Origin of the sequence: Sphingobacterium arenae, from assembly GCF_014692505.1 — a bacterium.
In the GTDB taxonomy this organism is placed as follows: domain Bacteria; phylum Bacteroidota; class Bacteroidia; order Sphingobacteriales; family Sphingobacteriaceae; genus Sphingobacterium; species Sphingobacterium arenae.
Genome location: NZ_JACNYK010000006.1, coordinates 157,836 through 176,377 on the forward strand (window position 1 = coordinate 157,836; position 18,542 = coordinate 176,377).

Annotated in this window: 19 protein-coding genes; 7 read left to right on the forward strand and 12 right to left on the reverse strand. The window is 41.2% G+C overall.

The genetic code is table 11. The features are described from left to right. Positions 1-8: 8 nt before the first annotated feature. Genes dapB through H8B17_RS17585 form a run of 4 tightly spaced genes read right to left on the reverse strand, consistent with a single transcriptional unit; the run spans position 9 to position 3,257 of the window. Positions 9-749 (reverse strand): 4-hydroxy-tetrahydrodipicolinate reductase, encoded by a 741-nt coding sequence (gene dapB, locus H8B17_RS17570; protein WP_190310542.1) that lies wholly within the window; start codon positions 747-749, stop codon positions 9-11. A gap of 12 nt (positions 750-761) precedes the next feature. Next, the gene (locus H8B17_RS17575; protein ID WP_190310543.1) at positions 762-1,541 is read right to left on the reverse strand and encodes a DUF5683 domain-containing protein; all 780 of its coding nucleotides are present in this window, start codon (positions 1,539-1,541) and stop codon (positions 762-764) included. Beyond that, positions 1,541-2,458 (reverse strand): ParB/RepB/Spo0J family partition protein, encoded by a 918-nt coding sequence (locus H8B17_RS17580; protein WP_190310544.1) that lies wholly within the window; start codon positions 2,456-2,458, stop codon positions 1,541-1,543. The genes H8B17_RS17575 and H8B17_RS17580 overlap by 1 nt, the downstream gene beginning before the upstream one ends. A 1-nt stretch (position 2,459) precedes the next feature. After that, entirely contained in the window at positions 2,460-3,257 is a 798-nt protein-coding gene (locus H8B17_RS17585; RefSeq protein ID WP_190310545.1) for a ParA family protein, read from the reverse strand. A 452-nt stretch (positions 3,258-3,709) separates the two neighbouring features. Here H8B17_RS17585 and H8B17_RS17590 point away from each other — a divergent pair, with 452 nt between their 5' ends. Continuing rightward, positions 3,710-4,231 carry an NADPH-dependent FMN reductase gene (locus tag H8B17_RS17590; RefSeq protein ID WP_190310546.1) on the forward strand — a complete coding sequence of 174 codons (522 nt, stop codon included), beginning with the start codon at positions 3,710-3,712 and terminating at the stop codon, positions 4,229-4,231. Here H8B17_RS17590 and H8B17_RS17595 read toward each other — a convergent pair. From H8B17_RS17595 to H8B17_RS17605, 3 genes are all read right to left on the reverse strand, one after another. Continuing rightward, the gene (locus H8B17_RS17595) at positions 4,228-5,058 is read right to left on the reverse strand and encodes a UDP-2,3-diacylglucosamine diphosphatase (RefSeq protein ID WP_190310547.1); all 831 of its coding nucleotides are present in this window, start codon (positions 5,056-5,058) and stop codon (positions 4,228-4,230) included. The genes H8B17_RS17590 and H8B17_RS17595 overlap by 4 nt on opposite strands. A 102-nt stretch (positions 5,059-5,160) precedes the next feature. Then, positions 5,161-5,802: a 4'-phosphopantetheinyl transferase family protein gene (locus tag H8B17_RS17600; protein WP_190310548.1), complete on the reverse strand. Its 642-nt coding sequence runs from the start codon at positions 5,800-5,802 to the stop codon at positions 5,161-5,163. Positions 5,803-5,880: 78 nt separating this feature from the next. Continuing rightward, entirely contained in the window at positions 5,881-6,156 is a 276-nt protein-coding gene (locus tag H8B17_RS17605) for a hypothetical protein (protein WP_190310549.1), read from the reverse strand. 198 nt (positions 6,157-6,354) lie between these two features. On the opposite strand from H8B17_RS17605, the gene H8B17_RS17610 reads away from it, so the two are divergent. Together H8B17_RS17610 and H8B17_RS17615 are read left to right on the forward strand one after the other, a co-directional pair. Next, positions 6,355-8,214, forward strand: coding sequence for a sensor histidine kinase (locus H8B17_RS17610; RefSeq protein ID WP_190310550.1), 1,860 nt, complete (start codon positions 6,355-6,357; stop codon positions 8,212-8,214). 14 nt (positions 8,215-8,228) lie between these two features. Then, positions 8,229-8,915: a response regulator transcription factor gene (locus H8B17_RS17615; protein WP_190310551.1), complete on the forward strand. Its 687-nt coding sequence runs from the start codon at positions 8,229-8,231 to the stop codon at positions 8,913-8,915. 32 nt (positions 8,916-8,947) lie between these two features. Here H8B17_RS17615 and pfkA read toward each other — a convergent pair whose 3' ends face one another. The 4 genes from pfkA to H8B17_RS17635 form a co-directional block, all read right to left on the reverse strand. After that, entirely contained in the window at positions 8,948-9,922 is a 975-nt protein-coding gene (gene pfkA / locus H8B17_RS17620) for a 6-phosphofructokinase (protein WP_190310552.1), read from the reverse strand. Between the two features lie 26 nt (positions 9,923-9,948). Next, a complete protein-coding gene (locus tag H8B17_RS17625; protein WP_190310553.1) occupies positions 9,949-11,658 on the reverse strand; it encodes a protein-disulfide reductase DsbD family protein in 1,710 nt (569 codons plus the stop codon). Between the two features lie 77 nt (positions 11,659-11,735). Further along, complete coding sequence (locus H8B17_RS17630; RefSeq protein WP_190310554.1) at positions 11,736-12,185, reverse strand: protein-disulfide reductase DsbD domain-containing protein; 450 nt, start codon at positions 12,183-12,185, stop codon at positions 11,736-11,738. Between the two features lie 152 nt (positions 12,186-12,337). Next, complete coding sequence (locus H8B17_RS17635; RefSeq protein ID WP_190310555.1) at positions 12,338-13,132, reverse strand: biotin--[acetyl-CoA-carboxylase] ligase; 795 nt, start codon at positions 13,130-13,132, stop codon at positions 12,338-12,340. A gap of 28 nt (positions 13,133-13,160) precedes the next feature. Here H8B17_RS17635 and rsfS point away from each other — a divergent pair, with 28 nt between their 5' ends. The 4 genes from rsfS (at position 13,161) to H8B17_RS17655 (ending at position 16,993) form a co-directional block, all read left to right on the forward strand. Beyond that, positions 13,161-13,535 (forward strand): ribosome silencing factor, encoded by a 375-nt coding sequence (gene rsfS, locus H8B17_RS17640; protein ID WP_190310556.1) that lies wholly within the window; start codon positions 13,161-13,163, stop codon positions 13,533-13,535. A 43-nt stretch (positions 13,536-13,578) separates the two neighbouring features. Then, positions 13,579-15,633 (forward strand): ATP-dependent zinc metalloprotease FtsH, encoded by a 2,055-nt coding sequence (gene ftsH / locus H8B17_RS17645; protein WP_190310557.1) that lies wholly within the window; start codon positions 13,579-13,581, stop codon positions 15,631-15,633. Positions 15,634-15,702: 69 nt separating this feature from the next. Further along, positions 15,703-16,350, forward strand: coding sequence for a LutC/YkgG family protein (locus H8B17_RS17650; RefSeq protein ID WP_190310558.1), 648 nt, complete (start codon positions 15,703-15,705; stop codon positions 16,348-16,350). A 13-nt stretch (positions 16,351-16,363) separates the two neighbouring features. After that, entirely contained in the window at positions 16,364-16,993 is a 630-nt protein-coding gene (locus tag H8B17_RS17655; RefSeq protein ID WP_190310559.1) for a rhomboid family intramembrane serine protease, read from the forward strand. A gap of 6 nt (positions 16,994-16,999) precedes the next feature. Here the strand turns inward: H8B17_RS17655 and H8B17_RS17660 are convergent, their stop codons facing one another. After that, positions 17,000-18,538 (reverse strand): YifB family Mg chelatase-like AAA ATPase, encoded by a 1,539-nt coding sequence (locus H8B17_RS17660; protein WP_190310560.1) that lies wholly within the window; start codon positions 18,536-18,538, stop codon positions 17,000-17,002. Between the last annotated feature and the right edge of the window lie 4 nt (positions 18,539-18,542).

The window sequence follows — 18,542 nt, forward strand, 5'->3', positions numbered from 1 at the left end:
ATTGGTTATTAAATAAAGTCAAACATCTCTGTTACTTGATAAAATCCTTTTTTATCTTGCACCCATTCTGCGGCAACCACTGCGCCCAAAGCGAATCCGGCACGACTGTGTGCGGTATGTTTAAATTCGATCTGATCAACTTCCGAACTATACAAAACAGTATGTGTGCCGGGAACTTCTTCTATACGATGACTTTCAATCAGTAACTCATCTTGTTTTGGAATCACTTCTTCCCCCTCACCAATGACATCATTCACCCATTTTATTTTGCTGGGTGTGTTTTCTAAAATTCCTTCCGCGATGGTAATTGCGGTCCCGCTTGGAGCGTCGAGCTTGTGGATATGGTGTATTTCTTCCACCTGAACGTCATATTGCTTGTAGGGGCTCATCGCTTTTGCTAGAAGTTTATTGACATGGAAAAAAACGTTTACGCCTATACTAAAATTTGAACCATACAGCATCGTTTGGTTTTCATCTTCGCATATCGATTTTACTTCATCCAAATGGTCATACCAACCGGTGGTACCAACGACTATAGGCACATTTGCTTCAAAGCACAAATGAATATTGTCCAGTGCTGCTGCAGGTTCACTGAAATCTATGGCGACGTCTGCTTCAGCAATATCATTCGCAGAAATGGATTCACGGTTATCTTTATCGATAATGAGAAAAATTTCGTGTCCACGCTTCATTGCAAATTTTTCGATAAGCTGGCCCATTTTTCCGTAACCTAAAATTACTACTTTCATTAACTGGCTAATTTAATTTAAATTCATTGTAAGTTTGATTCCCGGCGCTACGCCAAACCCTCCCAAAGCGTGTGAGCCTATGTGTGTTGTATTTATACTAGGCATAAGCGTAGGACGAACACGCATCGTCATGTCGGAACCGATATTCCATCTATATTTTAACATAGAATCCACGTAGGCTTCTACAACATTTAATCCCCAAAAACCGGCTGTAATAAGAATGGTCAAATCTCGGTTTCTACGTCCATAATCTTTTTGTTGTACCAAGCCTTGTGTTCCCCAGTTAATGAGATCGGGATCATTCGGCGCATCGTTGTATTTTATACGATAATCCAATTCATCCAGGAATTTTTTATAATACCACTGCCAGTAATCAAATACTACATATCCGGTGATCAACCCACCGTATATGATGGGGACTTTGACCCACCACAACCCTTTATTAGTATATTGTCCCCAGCCCGGTAAAATCAAAGAACGTTTCCATGCTGTGCGGGAAATCTGCTCAATTTCCAATCGAGCGGAATCCTTTTTGATGTCTTTATAATAATATTTTTCCCGTTCTTTTTCTGCTTTTTCCCTTGCTCTGCGTTCTTTTCTGGTCTCTTTTTTTATAGTGTCCTGCGCCGCTTCCACGGAGTCTACGGATCGATCTAAAGTATCCTGAAGTGCCTTTTCCTTTTTCACAGTATCTATTGCCGTATCTGCGCCTTTTACTATTGAATCCTGCTCTTGCGCCCATAGGTTAAGTGAGGCAGAAATGCTTAAGAACAATATAAATATGTAACGCATTACCAGTCCAATAATTCTAAGATGCGACTTAGGTCGTCTTCACTCTCAAAAGGAATTTCAATAGCTCCTTTACCTCTGTTGTTTTTCAAGTTTAGCTTTACACGTGTAGAGAACCTAGAGGCTAGATCATCCTCAATTTTTTGGTACTGAAAGTCCAATTGCTTCCCTACAGGGGCTTTCTTCGGCTTGCTCTGTTGTTGTATATTACGGACTAAAATCTCTGCCATCCGTACCGAAAGTCCCTTGTCGATAATTTCCTGATAGACATAGAGCTGCTTTTCGATTTCGCCTACATTGATTAGTGCACGTGCATGCCCCATAGAAATCTGTCCATCACGAATACCTGCCTGGATGACGGGAGGTAATTTCAACAAACGAAGATAGTTCGTTACGGTCGAGCGATTTTTACTTACTCGCTCACCGAGTTCTTCTTGTTTAAGATTACATTCTTCAATCATGCGTTGGAAGCTCAATGCAACTTCAATGGCGTTGAGGTTTTCGCGCTGGATATTCTCGATAAGTGCCATTTCCAGCATTTGCTGATCATTGGCTGTACGCACATAGGCAGGAATATCATCAATTCCGGCTATTTTTGCGGCTCGTAAACGGCGCTCACCACTAATTAATTGATATTCATTTTTTCCTACCTGACGTACGGTAATGGGCTGGATTAGTCCCTGTACTTTAATAGATTCCGAAAGCTCCTGCAACGCTTGCTCATCGAAGTCTGTACGGGGTTGGAAGGGGTTAACGGCAACTTGGCTAACCTTAATAAAATTGATGCTGCCCGCAGCCGTATTGGTATTTTCTTTTGCGACAGAATCTGCTTTGCCTGCGTTCTTTGTCACTTGTAGATCGTCTCCTTGCAATAGCGCACCCAAGCCCTTTCCTAATCCTGTTTTTCTTTGTACTGCCATACTATACTGTTGCTGTTTGCGAATTCTCTGTCACTAAACCATTCTTTTGTAATATTTCACGTGCGAGATTTAAGTAGTTGATAGCACCTTTACATGATGCGTCGTGCATAATGACGGAGATACCAAAGCTAGGTGCCTCGCTTAATCTGGTATTTCGTTGAATGATGGTGTCAAAAACTAGATCGCTGAAATGCGTACGAACCTCTTCCACCACCTGGTTCGACAAGCGAAGACGTACATCATACATGGTTAATAGTATACCCTCGATCTCTAGATCTGTATTTAGTCGTGTTTGAACTATTTTAATGGTGTTCAACAGTTTTCCTAGACCTTCCAATGCAAAATATTCACATTGTACCGGAATGATAACCGAATCCGATGCTGTTAACGCATTTATGGTAATTAATCCCAACGAGGGCGAACAATCTATGATAATGAAATCGTAATCGTCTTTTACCTCATCCAGCATTTTCTTCATTTTGAATTCTCGCTCATGCATGTTGATCATTTCAATTTCTGCACCTACGAGGTCAATATGTGCTGGTAGCAAATCGAGGTTGGGCGTATCTGTTTGCTGAATAGCCTCACGAGGAGGTAAGTCATTCACTAAACATTCATATACACTTGCCTTGATCACCCGAGGGTCAAACCCAATTCCCGAAGTAGAGTTTGCCTGAGGATCGGCGTCTACCAACAATGTCTTATGCTCCAAAACAGCTAAACTCGCCGCCAAATTGATAGAAGTTGTTGTCTTTCCTACACCACCTTTCTGATTGGCTATTGCTATTATTTTTCCCATGAGATTGAACCCCTTTTTTATCTAAACGCCGATCGAATAAAACTTTCCAAAGTTACATTCCTAAAATAAAGCAAATGCTTAAATGATGTTAAAAATCGTATTTTTGGCAAAAGCTCTTACCCAACGGCTAAGGTTGCTAAGATACAAAAAATAGCATTATCCTTTTATATAGAATGAGGGCTTTTTGTAACAGTACTATTTTATAGTATGGACCCGACATGATGAAAATATCATTAAGTATACGAGGTAATGATTATCGACAAGTATTCAAAAGTTTTTAAGATGTCAATGAACTTCGCCATTGTTGTGGTTATTTTCATCATCAAAGGATCCATATGACAATTAAACGACAAAAAATAAACAGATGAAACCGAGATATAAATAATATTGATACAGATGGTATTCCATATTTATATCGAGGCTTCATCAGCAAATAAAAGAAAAATAATTAGATGAACTTAATTATATCAGGAACAAATCGCGAGCGGAGCAACTCTTTAAAAATTGCTAAATATTACCAGCAGGAGTTACAGCGGAAGGGGGAATCGTGGGAATTATTGTCACTATCTGATTTGCCTAGTGATATTACTGTTACGGATTTGTATGGAAAACGTAGCGAAGCTTTTAAACCAATACAGGCTTTAGTGTCCGCGGCTCAAAAATTTGTTTTCATCATTCCCGAGTATAATGGTAGTTTCCCGGGGATACTAAAGGTTTTTATAGATGCCTGTTCCTTTCCTGCTTCGTTTTTCCATAAAAAAGCGGCACTTGTTGGGGTGTCAACAGGGAAATATGGTAACATACGCGGGGTGGATCATTTCACAGGCGTATGTAACTATATGCGTATGCACGTATTGCCTTTGAAAATCCATTTATCAAAAGTGCACGACGAGTTAGATAGTGATGATCAACTTATCGACGAGTTGACAACCAAGTTTGTACAGGAGCAGATTAACGAAATTGCGCGTTTCTAAATCGGGCCGTTAACGATGCTTTTCAATAACTCTTCTACATTTCGTTGTAAATCTGTGTCCTCTGAAGGTCGCTGTTCCAATTGAATTTTGTGGTTTTCATAGTTAAATAAGTTCCATCTGCCCTGATGGTACTCCAAGGCGGTTAGATTTTCAATCCAATCGCCCGAATTCATGTAGGTGCACACGCCTTTTTTTGTTTCTACCTGCCGAATTTGTGGTTGGTGTATATGGCCGCAGACGACGTAATCATAACCGTTTTCGATCGCAAGGTGTGATGCGGTTTCTTCAAAATCCGAAATGAATCTTATCGCTTTTTTTACCGAGTTTTTGATTCGTTTTGATAAAGAATACTTTTCATAACCCAATTTTACCAATCCCCAATTGATAATGTTGTTCAGTTGAATCAATCGGTCGTATCCCCACCCACCAAGCTTCGCAAGCCATTTTGTATGTTGTATGGATGCGTCGAAAACGTCTCCATGGAAAAACCAAACCTTCTTGTTGTCAATGTTCAAGAGTTTTCGGTTGGTGAGTTCGATCCTTCCGAACTGCATCTTTCCAAATTTTCGGAGCATTTCGTCATGATTACCCGTGATATATACGACGTCACAGCCCTTGTAGGCCAGATCGAGAATATGTTTTAGCACACGCAGATGCGATTCGGGGAAATAGCTTTTCCGAAATTGCCATATGTCAATAATGTCACCATTGAGAATGAGCTTTTGAGGATTAATAGAGTTGAGATATCTAAGTAGCTCTTTCGAGCGACAACCATACGTTCCGAGGTGAACGTCGGAGATAACGACCAATTCAACGTTTCGTTTCATCTGTTTTATCTTCGTTTTTTAAAGTAAGCTAACTTTTGTTAATCTATGATGTGGTATAAATTAACAAATTGTCAAGTTTACTCCGAAACAAGGGGTCGTTTGTTAAGGCTCGTCCACTACGTAACCAAGCATGTAATCTTGAAAATTTTCATAGTATACTTGGAAGGATTTAATTAATCCTCCTTTACGGAGCATAAGGGTCATAACGCCTTGTGGTTTATACTGAAAAGGCAGGATAGTCATATTTTCCAGAAAAGAAATGCCTTTGTTGCCTTGTAGTTTATAAACAGCTTCTTTGGCGCACCAACAAGCATACAATTGTTCTATGTTGTCGTTGAGAATGAAAGCCAGTTCATCAGGCTTGAGGAATTTTTCTTTGATGCGTACCACTTTATCTTTGATAATTTCAAGATCGATACCACACGGTCCTTTTTGACTCATAATAAGTCCGGCATAGTCGTAGGAGTGCGTAAATGATATTTCATACGGGTAATTTGGTAAATAAGGCTTCCCGTTTTCATCGGACGGACAGGAGATAAATTCATTTGTTTTGAGAAGATAGCGGAGGAGGACGCGTGACGCCAACCAGTGAAGGGTACGTTTCCCCTTGCTGAAGCGGTCCAATATAGCTTTCTCTCGCTCATCGAGTTGTAGGCGGTCTAACAGTTCTTCCGCTGTTTCCTCAATTTTCCATATCGCGAGTTTCGTTTCTGTATCCAGTTCTTTAAGGTATACCAATGCCATAACCAAACCTACATAAAATGCATTGCATTCACGAACTCTTAAAATATAAAAATACCATGTGTAATTTTAAGATGAATTTTACTTTATAAAGGGGGCTGTCTTGATGATTATCTTAGGGGAATATACGGAGTCAAAAGCATTTTTTTGACCATCTAAGCTGTCTGTGCCAGGCATTGGAGATAACCCTTTCCCCGATAATTTCTTTATCGGTGTTGCATAGGCGATCTGCGAGTCGGGTTTTACCGTAGGGATATCGATCGAACTATCCTTTTTATTTTTTAAAAATATACTGTCTTGATTCCGTATTAGACGAATCTTTACAGTATCCACCTGTGATATGGATTTCTGTTTCACCGCGTTGGTGTCTTTGCGTTGCCCAAAAGATGAGGCGCATAATAAACAACAATATATAGTTAGCAACAATTTCATATGATAATGCTAATTTACACTAGTTAAAGTTACATAAAAAAGTTGATTTATAGGTTGTTCGCTGTTAAATAGTGTTAAAGGCTAGCCTTTAACGACCAGCCATGCCTATTTTTGTGGTTTGAAATGAAGAAGCGTAGTATCACATTGATTATATGGTTAATGTCTGTTGCTTTAATAGGCGTGATGGCTATGCAGTACTATTTTGTAAGAGAATCCTTTAAACAAAAATCCCAGCTTTTTGATGAAGGTGTTACCGCAGCACTTGCTTCGGTTGCCAGTAAAATTGAAAAGCAGGAAATTTTTGAATTTGCTCGGGAACAGGATCGGATTAACCAGGAAAAGTTTAAAGCTGACCAAGCGATGCGGGAACGCAATGAGCAGCTTTTGGCCAGTCAATTACAAATTCAAGAGAAAATAAAAAAGCTACAAAGGCAACAGTTTGATTATCAGCAGCGTTATCGAGGGGAGGAAGAGAACTTGAAAGCTGTTTTTCCAAATGCTATTCATGTTGATAATGCTTTTTATGAAACCTATATCAGAAGGAAGCGTTACCAAAGTTTTATAAACTTTAATGTAGACAATAAATATTTGGGCGAAGGCTATTTTGATACCGATATCCGATTAACTGCAACACGAGAAGTACCTTTGGTTCCGGCGAAAGATGACAGTACTCGATTTATCATCCCATACTTTAGAAACAATCAAGTGGAGGCCATGCAGACAGCGACCTTGATTCCACGTGTAAACAGCGAAATATCGGATCAGTTGCAGGAGTTGGAAAGGCAATTGGTTATGCTAAATGCTAAGAAATTGCAGCAGGCGACTACACTTTTTGATACGTTAGCTATTATTGGTGGAAAAAGTGAGCATATCTTGAAAGATGTACAATCAAGCATGTTACTGGCCAAAAAACCGTTCCGGGAAAGATTGAACATTAAATTTTTAAAAAAGGAATTAGACAGGGAACTTAATAAACGGGATATTTATGTACCCTTTAATATCGAGGTGAGGGACGATCAGAGTTATATTATCTACGAGACACTACAAAGCAATAGTCCGAAATCGAGGAAACAACTTGCGAAATATAGTACCAAACTATTTGAGAACGACCTAAATAGTTCCCCGGGGCTGTTGTCTGTTTACTTTCCCAACAAGTCATCTGTAATCCGAGATACCATGGGCTATATGATGTTGCCGATGATAGCACTTCTGGCTTTACTTATCGGAGCCTTTGCTTACACCCTCAGTATTATTTTCAGACAGAAGAAAATTTCGGAGATGAAAACCGACTTCATGAATAACATGACGCATGAATTTAAAACCCCCGTTGCGACTATTATGATTGCGAGTGAATCGCTCCGTGACCCAGAGATTGCTGCCGATGGCAAGCGTGTAAACCGCTTGGCTAATATTATTTATGACGAAAATGTTCGTTTGGGGAATCACATTGAACGAGTTTTGAATATCGCTCGTTTAGAAAAGGAAAATCTAAAAATAGAAAAGGTCGATGTACATATCAACTCGGTTGTTGCCCATGTTTTAGATAGTATGAACCTACAGCTCCACCGTGCAAATGGGGTACTCCATACAGATATATCAGCTCCAAAGGATTTAGTGATTGGTGATGAGCTCCATTTGTCGAATGTATTTTTTAACTTAGTGGACAATGCTATTAAATATAGTAAGGCCGCTCCCGAGATTACCGTAAAAACGTATAACGCGAAAGATCATATTTTAGTGACTATCGCTGATAAGGGCATGGGAATGACAAAAGACCAAAAGGAGAAAATCTTTGACCAGTTTTACCGGATTCCAACCGGCAATGTGCATAATGTCAAAGGATTTGGGCTAGGACTTAGTTATGTTAACGATATTATAAAAAGACTTAACGGTAAAATTCAAGTAAAAAGTGAAAAAGACAAAGGCACAGTCTTTGAGTTAACTTTTCCATTAAAAGGTGCTTCACTTGATCGTGAAGTGTAAAAACGGACACGCGTATGCAAAAAATATTACTAGCTGAAGACGACCCTAATTTAGGCGAACTTCTAAAAGACTACTTAGAGTTAAAAGGAAAATTTGATGTCACACTAACGCAAGATGGTGATGAAGCGCTGACCGCTTTTCGCAAAGACAAATATGACCTATGCATTTTTGATGTGATGATGCCAAAAAAAGACGGATTTTCGTTGGGTAAGGACATCCGAAAAATGGACAAAACTGTGCCTATTATCTATGCCACGGCAAAAGGTATGATGGAAGACAAAACGCAAGCATTCGAATTGGGTGGCGATGATTATATTACAAAGCCATTCCGCGTGGAAGAATTATTGCTTCGCATCCATGCGTTGCTAAAACGCGTGTCCAATGAGAAAGACGAAGAGTTAGCAGATAAGTTTGAAATCGGGGATTATTTCTTCGATTATACTAGTCAAGTTATTTCTTTTAAAGGGCAGCAGCAAAAACTGTCTACCAAAGAAGCAGAGTTGCTTCGACTACTATGTTTGAATAAAAATGATGTGCTTACGCGAGAAGAAGCATTGGTGAAAATATGGCACGATGATAATTATTTTACGGGCCGTAGTATGGATGTGTTTTTGAGTAAATTGCGTAAATATCTAAAGGAAGACCCGAATGTAGAAATTGTGAATGTACACGGAAAAGGCTACAAGTTATTGGTGAGTTAGTGAGGGGCGTACAGCACGCGCCCCTCTTACTTTTATAGCGACAGAATTTCTACGATTCTTGTCAAATTCTCGTTTATTTTGTCAATATGTTTAATCGCTTTGTTGAATGGTGTGAACTGCACTTGCCCGCAGATAAGTCCTGCCATTTCTCCTCGTCTACCTTGTAGAAGTCCTTCTACAGAAGCGACCCCCAGTCTACTCGCCAGCACGCGATCCATACAGCTTGGTCTGCCACCCCGTTGGATGTGGCCTAAGATGGAAAGACGTACATCGTAATGAGGGAAGTTCTCCTTGATTTTATCCGCCACGACTTCGCCTCCCTCTTTATCCCCTTCTGCTACAATGATAATGCGAGAAGACTTGTTTTTACGAGATTTATCTAAACGTTTCATAATGGCATCGTAATCTACGTTTAACTCCGGGATTAAGACAGCCTCTGCTCCTGTGCTGATCCCAGACCGTAAGGCAATCAAGCCAGAGTCGCGTCCCATAACCTCAATAACGAATACGCGATCATGAGATTCCGCTGTATCCCTTATCTTGTCAACCGCATCAACTACGGTATTAATAGCCGTGTCGTATCCGATAGTAAAATCCGTTCCTGCTAAGTCATTGTCGATTGTGCCTGGCATCCCTATAATAGGAATGTCAAACTCTTCGATGAACTTGGAGGCACCTGTAAATGTCCCGTCTCCACCGATGACGATTAAGGCGTCAATTCCTAACTTTTGGATGTTTTCGTATGCCTGTTTACGCCCCTCATAAGTTTTAAATTCCTCACTTCTAGCTGTTTTGAGCATTGTTCCGCCGCGTTGGATGATGTTCGCAACCGATTTAGCGTCCATCGGTACAATCTCTCCTTTTACCAAACCATCATAACCCCGACGTATACCAAATACATTTAAGTCGTTATATATTCCCGTACGCACGACGGCGCGTATACCCGCATTCATACCCGGGGCATCACCTCCAGATGTTAAAACGGCAATGTTTTTTATAGCTTTCATTTAGTATATTTTTTTAATTTTTATGGCTACTCGTTATTATTAAATGCATCAATTCCCTGCTGTAGGTACGTCGCATAACTACTCACATTGTAGTCTGCACCGGTGGGTGGTATCAGTACATTGCCGTCCGTATCTACGATGACGTATAATGGCTGTGAATTACTATTAAATGTAGACGCTTGGAAGTCACTGTTTTTTGCTCCAATAGTCCGGATGCGTTTGCCCGAGTATGCTGAAACATATTGCTCCTCAGGCGATAACTCCGTTCTATCGTCTACAAACAATTCTACCATGACGAATTTCTCCCTCAGGAGCGTTGCTACTTTGGGATCGGTCCATACGTTGGCCTCCATCTTGCGGCAATTTACGCAATTCCAGCCGGTGAAGTCGATGAGCACCGGTTTATTTAACGCTTTCGCCGCAGCAAGCCCTTCTTCGTAATCATAGTAGGGATCAAATCCTTTCGGTGTACCACGCTCATGAAAAATCTCGTAATATTTCTTCTGCTTGCCTGTGTTGGTTGTCCCGGTAGGTGCGGTACCAAAATTTATGGTGGAAAGATCGAAATCTTGCGTCGCTGAGGGGGGTAAAAATGCCGATATAGACTTTAACGGTGCTCCCCACATACCCGGTACCATATATACCACAAAGGCGAACACGGTTATAGCCAATAGGGTTCGGGGTACGGATAAATGTTGTAAAGGACTGTCGTGTACAAAACGTAGCTTGCCGATCAAATACAGCCCCAACAGTCCGAATATGGCTATCCAAAGTGCCAAAAACACCTCTCTATCTAACCAGTTCCAGTGATAGGCAAGGTCCACGTTAGACAAAAATTTCAGTGCCAATGCCAACTCAAGGAAACCTAATACGACCTTAACGCTGTTAAGCCAACCACCTGACTTCGGTAGAGATTTCAGCATCGAGGGGAAGAAGGCAAATAATACAAAAGGTATGGCCAGCGCAATTGAAAAGCCGAGCATGCCGATTGCGGGCCCAAGACGCTCGCCCTTTGCCGCTGCTTCTACCAACAATGTGCCGATAATCGGCCCAGTACAGGAAAAGGATACCAACGCCAGACTGAACGCCATAAAAAACAAACCCAACAATCCGCCTCTATCTGACTGTGCATCTATTTTGTTTACAAAAGAACTAGGGAGGGTAAGTTCGAATGCCCCAAAAAAAGAAGCGGCGAAGACCACTAGAATCAAGAAGAATAGAAAATTAAAAACACCGTTGGTAGACAGGGCATTGAGTGCATCGGAACCAAAAGCTATAGTAATGAGCATGCCCAGCGCCACGTAGATAACGATGATGAACAGACCGTATAGAAGGGCCTGCGATACACCTTTGGCGCGGGATCCTCCCTTCTTAGTGAAAAAGCTGACGGTTAATGGAACCATGGGGAATATACAAGGCATAATGAAGGCGGCAAAACCTCCCAATAGCCCCGCAATAAAGATGCCCCAGAGAGATTGCTGTTCGGTTCCGCTGGCGTCTACCTCTTGCACCGGGGAATCTGTTGCCTGCCCCTTCTCCATTTCATTCGTCGTCCCGTCCTCGAAAATGAGATCTTCAGGTATCTCTACAAGTGTGTCGTCCGCTGTGTCGATAGCGCCATCTGTAAATTCAACATCGTCGAACGAGACTAGGCTATCCTGCTGTGCAAAAGACGAATTATATAAGGTAAATATGAAAATTTGTAGGATTACAAAGTATTTAAATAATGAACGCATAACTTATTTTGATAATTCGCTAAAATAAAAAAAAGCGGTAAACTTACCGCCTTATCGTTTTCTATTTATGATAAATACTACTTAATTGTGACGTTGAAAGCATATTCCTCTGGAGGTAAACACCTTTCAGCATCGCAAGCCATGAATTCAACTATTCCTTTTACAGTCGTTTGGCCTTTGTTTAATTTTACTTTTTGTTGAAAAGTAACTTCTTTCGCGTAGTAAGTAACATTCATGTCAAAAGCCTTTTCAAACTTTGTCTGCGGAGCAGGAGCGGCAACCTTACCGTTTAAGCTGTAATCTTTAGTCGGTGTGAATGCAAACGATGTCGCGATTGGTCCACCGTCTGGAACATTTAAGCCATATATGTGCCACCCTTTATCAATAGTGGCTCTGATAAACACAACAGCTTCTTTATCATTTAACTTTTTAGACGCAACGCTCCATTTTACGGGATTGTATATCTGGGCCACTGCACCCGCCATAGTGAATAACACGATGGCAATTAAGAGAGTTAATTTTTTCATTCTAACTAAAATTACTTTATTGCGTGATTCTTTAGCATGTTGGACTAATCCGGTTTGATAAGGTTTAATCCAATCGAAGCTTAAAATTATTTTCAAACCTACATAAAATGTCCAGCATTCTTGAGTCGAAAATTGGCGGGTTCATGTGCTGCTTATACCTTAAAACGAATTTCCTTGAGGTCAAATATGCGTTCTTCGTCATGGATCATCATATTCAATTTACCGTTGCTTTCCACGCCTTGGATAATTCCCATAACCGTTTCTCCTTCTATTTCATAGAATGCGGGAATCCCCTTCCTGAACAGTAGATTATTGTAGATGTCCAGTAGTTTTCCCGTATCTTGTAGATCTGTATGTTCGTATTGTGCTATTATCGTGGAAAGGAGAGATAGGCCATAGTGTTCAAGAGAATGTTTTGACGCTTCGGGGTTTTCGATATGAAGAGAAGTTGCTTTGCCATGTATCGTTATGGGGAAGGTTTCTTGCTTTATATTGATACCGATGCCAATTACGCTAGAGCGAATATATTGACCAGACAATTGATTTTCAATTAAGACTCCGCCCAATTTCTTGCCACGGATATAAATATCATTGGGCCATTTGACTTGGACATCAGGAAGTAATGTAGAAGCCCATCGTTGGATGGCTACACAAATTAACATGTTTAAATTAAACGATTGGTGTATGGAAATGTCTTTGGGATATAAGACGAAACTTATCGCTAATGTTTCAGAAGGCTCATCAAGCCAAGAATTCCCCCGTTGCCCTTTTCCTCTTACTTGGTGGGTTGCCATAATGGCAGTTGCTTCGGGAAGTGGCTTAATATTTGACAAAAGTTGTTTTAAATAATCGTTTGTAGACGTTACTTCTTCCAGTACAATTAAATTTTGTCTAAGGTAAAGTCGGGAAAATGTGTTATTTTGCAAAGGAAAAATATTTAAAGACATAAATAGCGTTCAAAACTAATGTTTTTTAATGAATAAAGATACAAAAAAGGAACTATCAGGTAGACTTGCAGAAGTTGTCGTACAGGGTATGCAAGAGAAAAAAGGCAACGATATTGTGCGGATGGATATGCGGAACGTTAATGCCACCTTATCTGATTATTTCGTGATCTGTCATGCGGACTCTGCAGCACAAATCAATGCCATAGCGAGTAGTGTAGAAGAGGAGGTTTATAAAGCCTTCGGGCAAGAACCATGGCGCAAAGAAGGTCAACATAACGCAGAATGGATCTTGTTAGATTTTGTAGATGTTGTTGTTCACATCTTTAAAACGGAAAAAAGAAGCCATTATGGCATAGAAGATTTATGGGGTGACGCTCAGGTAGAAACATATCGAAGTGCGTAAATTTAACAAGTAAGAGTAGAAGAAATAGATATAATAGATTGTAATGAAGAAAATTCCAAGTAAAAAAGTAACTCCTGTTCCACCCAAATTTAATATGATGTGGTTATGGATATTAATTATCCTCGGGTTCTTTGGACTGCAGTACTTTTTTAGTAGCGATAATACTGAAGAGATTACTTATTCAAAATTTGAAAAGGAGATATTACTACCTGGCGATGTAGAAAAGCTTGTTGCCTTTAAGAGTAATGATTTAGTCGAGGTGGAAGTATACATAAAAAAAGATAAACTTAAAGAAGATCGGTATAAGGATGTGGCACCTAGCCCCAATTCGCTATTGTTGTCTCCAGAGGTGGGGCCGCAATATACATTTACGGAGCCTTCTGATGTGATTTTAAATGAGAAGCTGAAAAACTCACAAGCGAACTTGCCAGAAGATCAACCACGCATTGAGCCACATTACGAAAATAGATCTAATCCCTGGGCGGGTTGGTTCATTTCGTTTATGCTTCCGTTATTAATCATTGTGGCTATATGGATGTTATTGATGCGTCGTATGGGCGGAGGCGCGGGTACTGGTGGTGGCGCAATTTTCAATATCGGGAAATCTAAAGCGCAGCTTTTTGACAAGGAGTCTCAGATAAACATCACCTTCAATGATGTTGCCGGACTGGAAGAAGCAAAAACAGAAGTGATGGAGATCGTTGATTTTCTGAAAAATCCAAAGAAATATACAGATCTAGGGGGTAAAATTCCAAAAGGAGCTTTACTGGTGGGGCCTCCAGGGACAGGTAAAACATTATTAGCAAAAGCTGTAGCTGGAGAAGCGCAGGTGCCGTTCTTCTCTTTATCAGGATCGGATTTCGTAGAAATGTTTGTAGGTGTTGGCGCATCTCGTGTACGAGATTTATTCAAACAAGCGAAAGAAAAAGCACCTTGTATTATATTTATCGACGAAATTGATGCGATTGGACGCGCCCGTGGTAAAAACTCGGTTATGGGCGGGAATGACGAGCGCGAAAACACGTTAAACCAGTTGTTAGTGGAAATGGATGGTTTCGGTACGAACTTAGGCGTCATCCTTTTAGCAGCGACCAACCGTTTAGATGTATTGGATCAAGCGTTGTTGCGTCCGGGACGATTTGATAGACAGATTTCTATCGATAAGCCCGATTTGATCGGACGTGAGCATATATTTAACGTCCATTTAAAACCGTTGAAATTAGCAGAAGAAGTGGACGCGAAGAAGCTGTCGGCACAAACACCGGGTTTTGCGGGGGCAGAGATCGCTAACGTATGTAACGAAGCGGCATTAATCGCAGCTCGAAAAAATAAAGCGTCTATTAATATGCAAGATTTCCAGGACGCCATTGACAGGGTTATTGGAGGGCTTGAAAAGAAAAATAAAATTATCTCTCCAGAAGAGAAGAAAATAGTGGCTTATCACGAAGCGGGCCATGCTATCGCTGGTTGGTTCTTGGAGTTTGCGGATCCCTTGGTTAAGGTTTCTATAGTTCCGCGTGGTGTTGCCGCACTCGGATATGCTCAATATTTGCCGAAAGAGCAGTTCTTATATACGACGGAGCAATTGCTAGATAGTATGTGTATGACCATGGGGGGGCGCGTAGCAGAAGATATTACGTTTAGCCGCATCAGTACAGGCGCACAAAATGATTTGGAAAGAATCACTAAACTAGCTTATGCAATGACCGCCGTGTATGGTATGAATGATAAGGTAGGAAATGTTTCTTTCCGTGATAGTGCTGGAGAAACGCAGTTCCAAAAACCCTATTCTGATCAAACTGCAGAGTTAATCGACCAAGAGGTACGAAACTTAATCGCAGCGGTGTATGATAGAACGAAACAGCTTCTGTTGGATAAGCAAGACGGCCTTATCAAAATCGCAGAGAAGCTGTTGGAGAAAGAAATCCTGTTCCAGAGTGATCTGGAAGAAATTTTAGGTAAACGTCCGTTCGAAAACCGTACGGCGTATGACGAATTTGTAAATGGTGGTGCTGACGGAGGGGGTGTTCCGCAAACGGATTTGCCGTTGGATCTCCCTCAAGATAGTAATAACAACGATACAAAATCAGAAGAATAAGGACGCATCGCATGCGCCCAATAATGATTGAAGCGGACAACACGACGCTTCTTCATAAGGGTTACATACATGAATATTCGAAACACCACCGCTAAGGAGCGGATGCTGAAAAAGATTCGTCAAGCTTTGTTGCAAAAGCGAGAGAATCCGCATAATGACTTTGAAGATTCTCCGCTCTACAAAGATGAGGAAGAACCGTTAGATGTCACCTTCGCGCGGGAGTTCACACAGGTAGCAGGTAATTTTGTGTATTGTGACGGGGAGATTTCGCTTATTGAGAATTTAATACTTTTAGCAGAAAAGCTAGAAATAAAAAAGATTTTAGCCTGGGAGCTTGAAATACAAAAGTTGTTAGGACAATATGGTTTTCCGATTTATACAACCGATCAACAGCTGGATGGGGCAGATGCAGGGATTACAACGTGCGAGGCCCTTATCGCCCGCAATGGAAGCATCATGCTGACCAATGGAAATGGAGCAGGCCGTCGACTAAGTATTTATCCACCTATTCATATTGTGGTAGCCAAAGCCTCCCAACTCGTTATGGATATTAGACATGGACTGCAGCGTGTGAAAGAGAAATATGGTGATCATCTTCCCTCTATGATTTCAACGATTACTGGGCCCAGCCGAACAGCAGACATTGAGAAGAAGTTGGTGCTAGGTGCACATGGACCCAAAGAACTATATGTCTTTTTGATCGAAGACAGATTTTAATCTACAGAATTTTATGTTATACTACCTTTACGCTACCCCTGTTGCCTCTGTAATTTTCGCCTTGACAATAGGGGTGAGCTTGTATGTTTTTTCCAATCCGCAGTGGTATACAAAATTAATGCTCCATCCATATGCGCTTCATAGGGATAAGTCAAAATGGTATATGGTTTTTACGAGTGGCTTGATCCATAAAGATTGGATGCATCTCATTTTTAATATGATGACTTTCTACTATTTTGGGTTTGGTCTAGAGAATATGTTTGTTCAGTTTAGTGGTGTCTGGGGACATGTACTTTTTGCCGGACTTTACCTTGTTAGTTTAATCCTGAGCGATATCCCCACGTTGATCCGGCAGAAAAATAACCCCGGCTATTATAGTTTAGGGGCATCCGGTGCTATTTGTGCCGTTCTGTTTAGCTTTATCATGTTTCAACCAAAAGCGATGCTCGGGCTCTTTATGGTTATTCCAATACCCGCTTATTTGTTTGCATTCCTCTTTTTAGGATATTGTATTTGGGCATCTAAAAAAGCATACGATAATATCAATCATGACGCTCATTTATTTGGTGCACTTGCAGGTATAGGATTGACGGTACTGCTTTATCCGTGGTCTATTAGCCATATTATTCGTCAATTTTTTTAAACCACACTACCCAGCCCAGTTCTCCCGATCTAAACTTCTAAAGTGGATGGCTTCTGCTAGATGGTGGCTTTCAATTTTTTCTGAGCCGTCCATATCGGCTATGGTACGTGATACTTTTAATATACGATCATAGGCTCGTGCAGAAAGTCCAAGACGTTCTACGGCGGCTTGTAGAAGCTGCTTGCCGGAGTTGCTCACTTGACATACCTGGCGGACGGTTGGTGTATTCATTTGTGCATTGATATGAATATCATCAAAATTTGCGAAGCGTAGTGCTTGAATTTTTCGGGACTGTACAACTCGCTTTCGGATAATTTCGCTGGTTTCGGTATTCCTGGTGGTAGCGAGTTCGCTAAATGTGACAGGTGTCACTTCAACGTGTAGATCTATACGGTCCAATAGAGGTCCGGAAATTTTACGCAGATAGCGGTGTACCGTAGCGCTCCCACAGATACATTCCTTTTCCGGATGGTTATAATATCCACACGGACAAGGGTTCATCGCCGTAATTAGCATGAAACTCGCCGGGTAATTAACCGAGAACTTTGCACGTGAAATGGTGATATTACGAGACTCTAACGGTTGTCGCATAACCTCCAAGACAGACCTTTTAAACTCTGGGAGTTCATCCAGAAACAGTACACCGTGATGGGCCAGTGAGATTTCTCCGGGTTGCGGTGAGGCACCGCCACCAACGAGCGCAACGTCGGAGATGGTATGGTGCGGAGCCCGGAAGGGCCGAGCTGTCAGGAGGGAGGAACGCGCATGAAGTTGACCGGAAACAGAATGGATTTTGGTTGTCTCCAGAGATTCATCTAAAAGAAGTGGAGGAAGAATAGTTGGCAAACATTTGGCAAGCATCGTTTTGCCTGAGCCGGGAGGGCCGATTAAAATGACATTATGCCCGCCGGAAGCGGCTATTTCTAATGCTCTTTTGATATTTTCTTGTCCTTTTACATCGGAAAAATCAACGGTATAGCTGTTTGTATAATGACGGAATTCGTCTTCGATATCAATATGTACGCTCGGTAGCTTCTGTTGGCCATTAAGGAACAGAATGACCTCCTGGAGGTTATTTGCCGTCAGTACCTCCATATCTTGAACGACTGCAGCTTCTCGACCATTGGAAACGGGCAAAATAACACCCTTAAACCCATCCTGTTTGGCCTGTAAGGCTATTGGTAAAACACCTTTGATGGGTTGAATATCGCCGTCCAAGGATAATTCGCCTAACATGACATAATTCACTAACAGGTTCTCTTCTATCTGGCCGGATGCTGCGAGAATACCGATAGCCATAGACAAATCGTAGACAGAGCCTTCTTTGCGAATGTCTGCGGGAGCTAAATTGATGACGATTTTCTGACGTGGCATACGATGTCCGGCACTCGTAATAGCACTTTCAATACGGTGCAGACTTTCCTTGATAGCACTGTCTGGCAACCCGACTATATAATAGTGTATTCCAGGGCAAACAAGGGTTTCTACTGTAATAGTTGTCGCATTTATACCATATAAGGCACTACTAAAGGTTTTGACGAGCATAGCT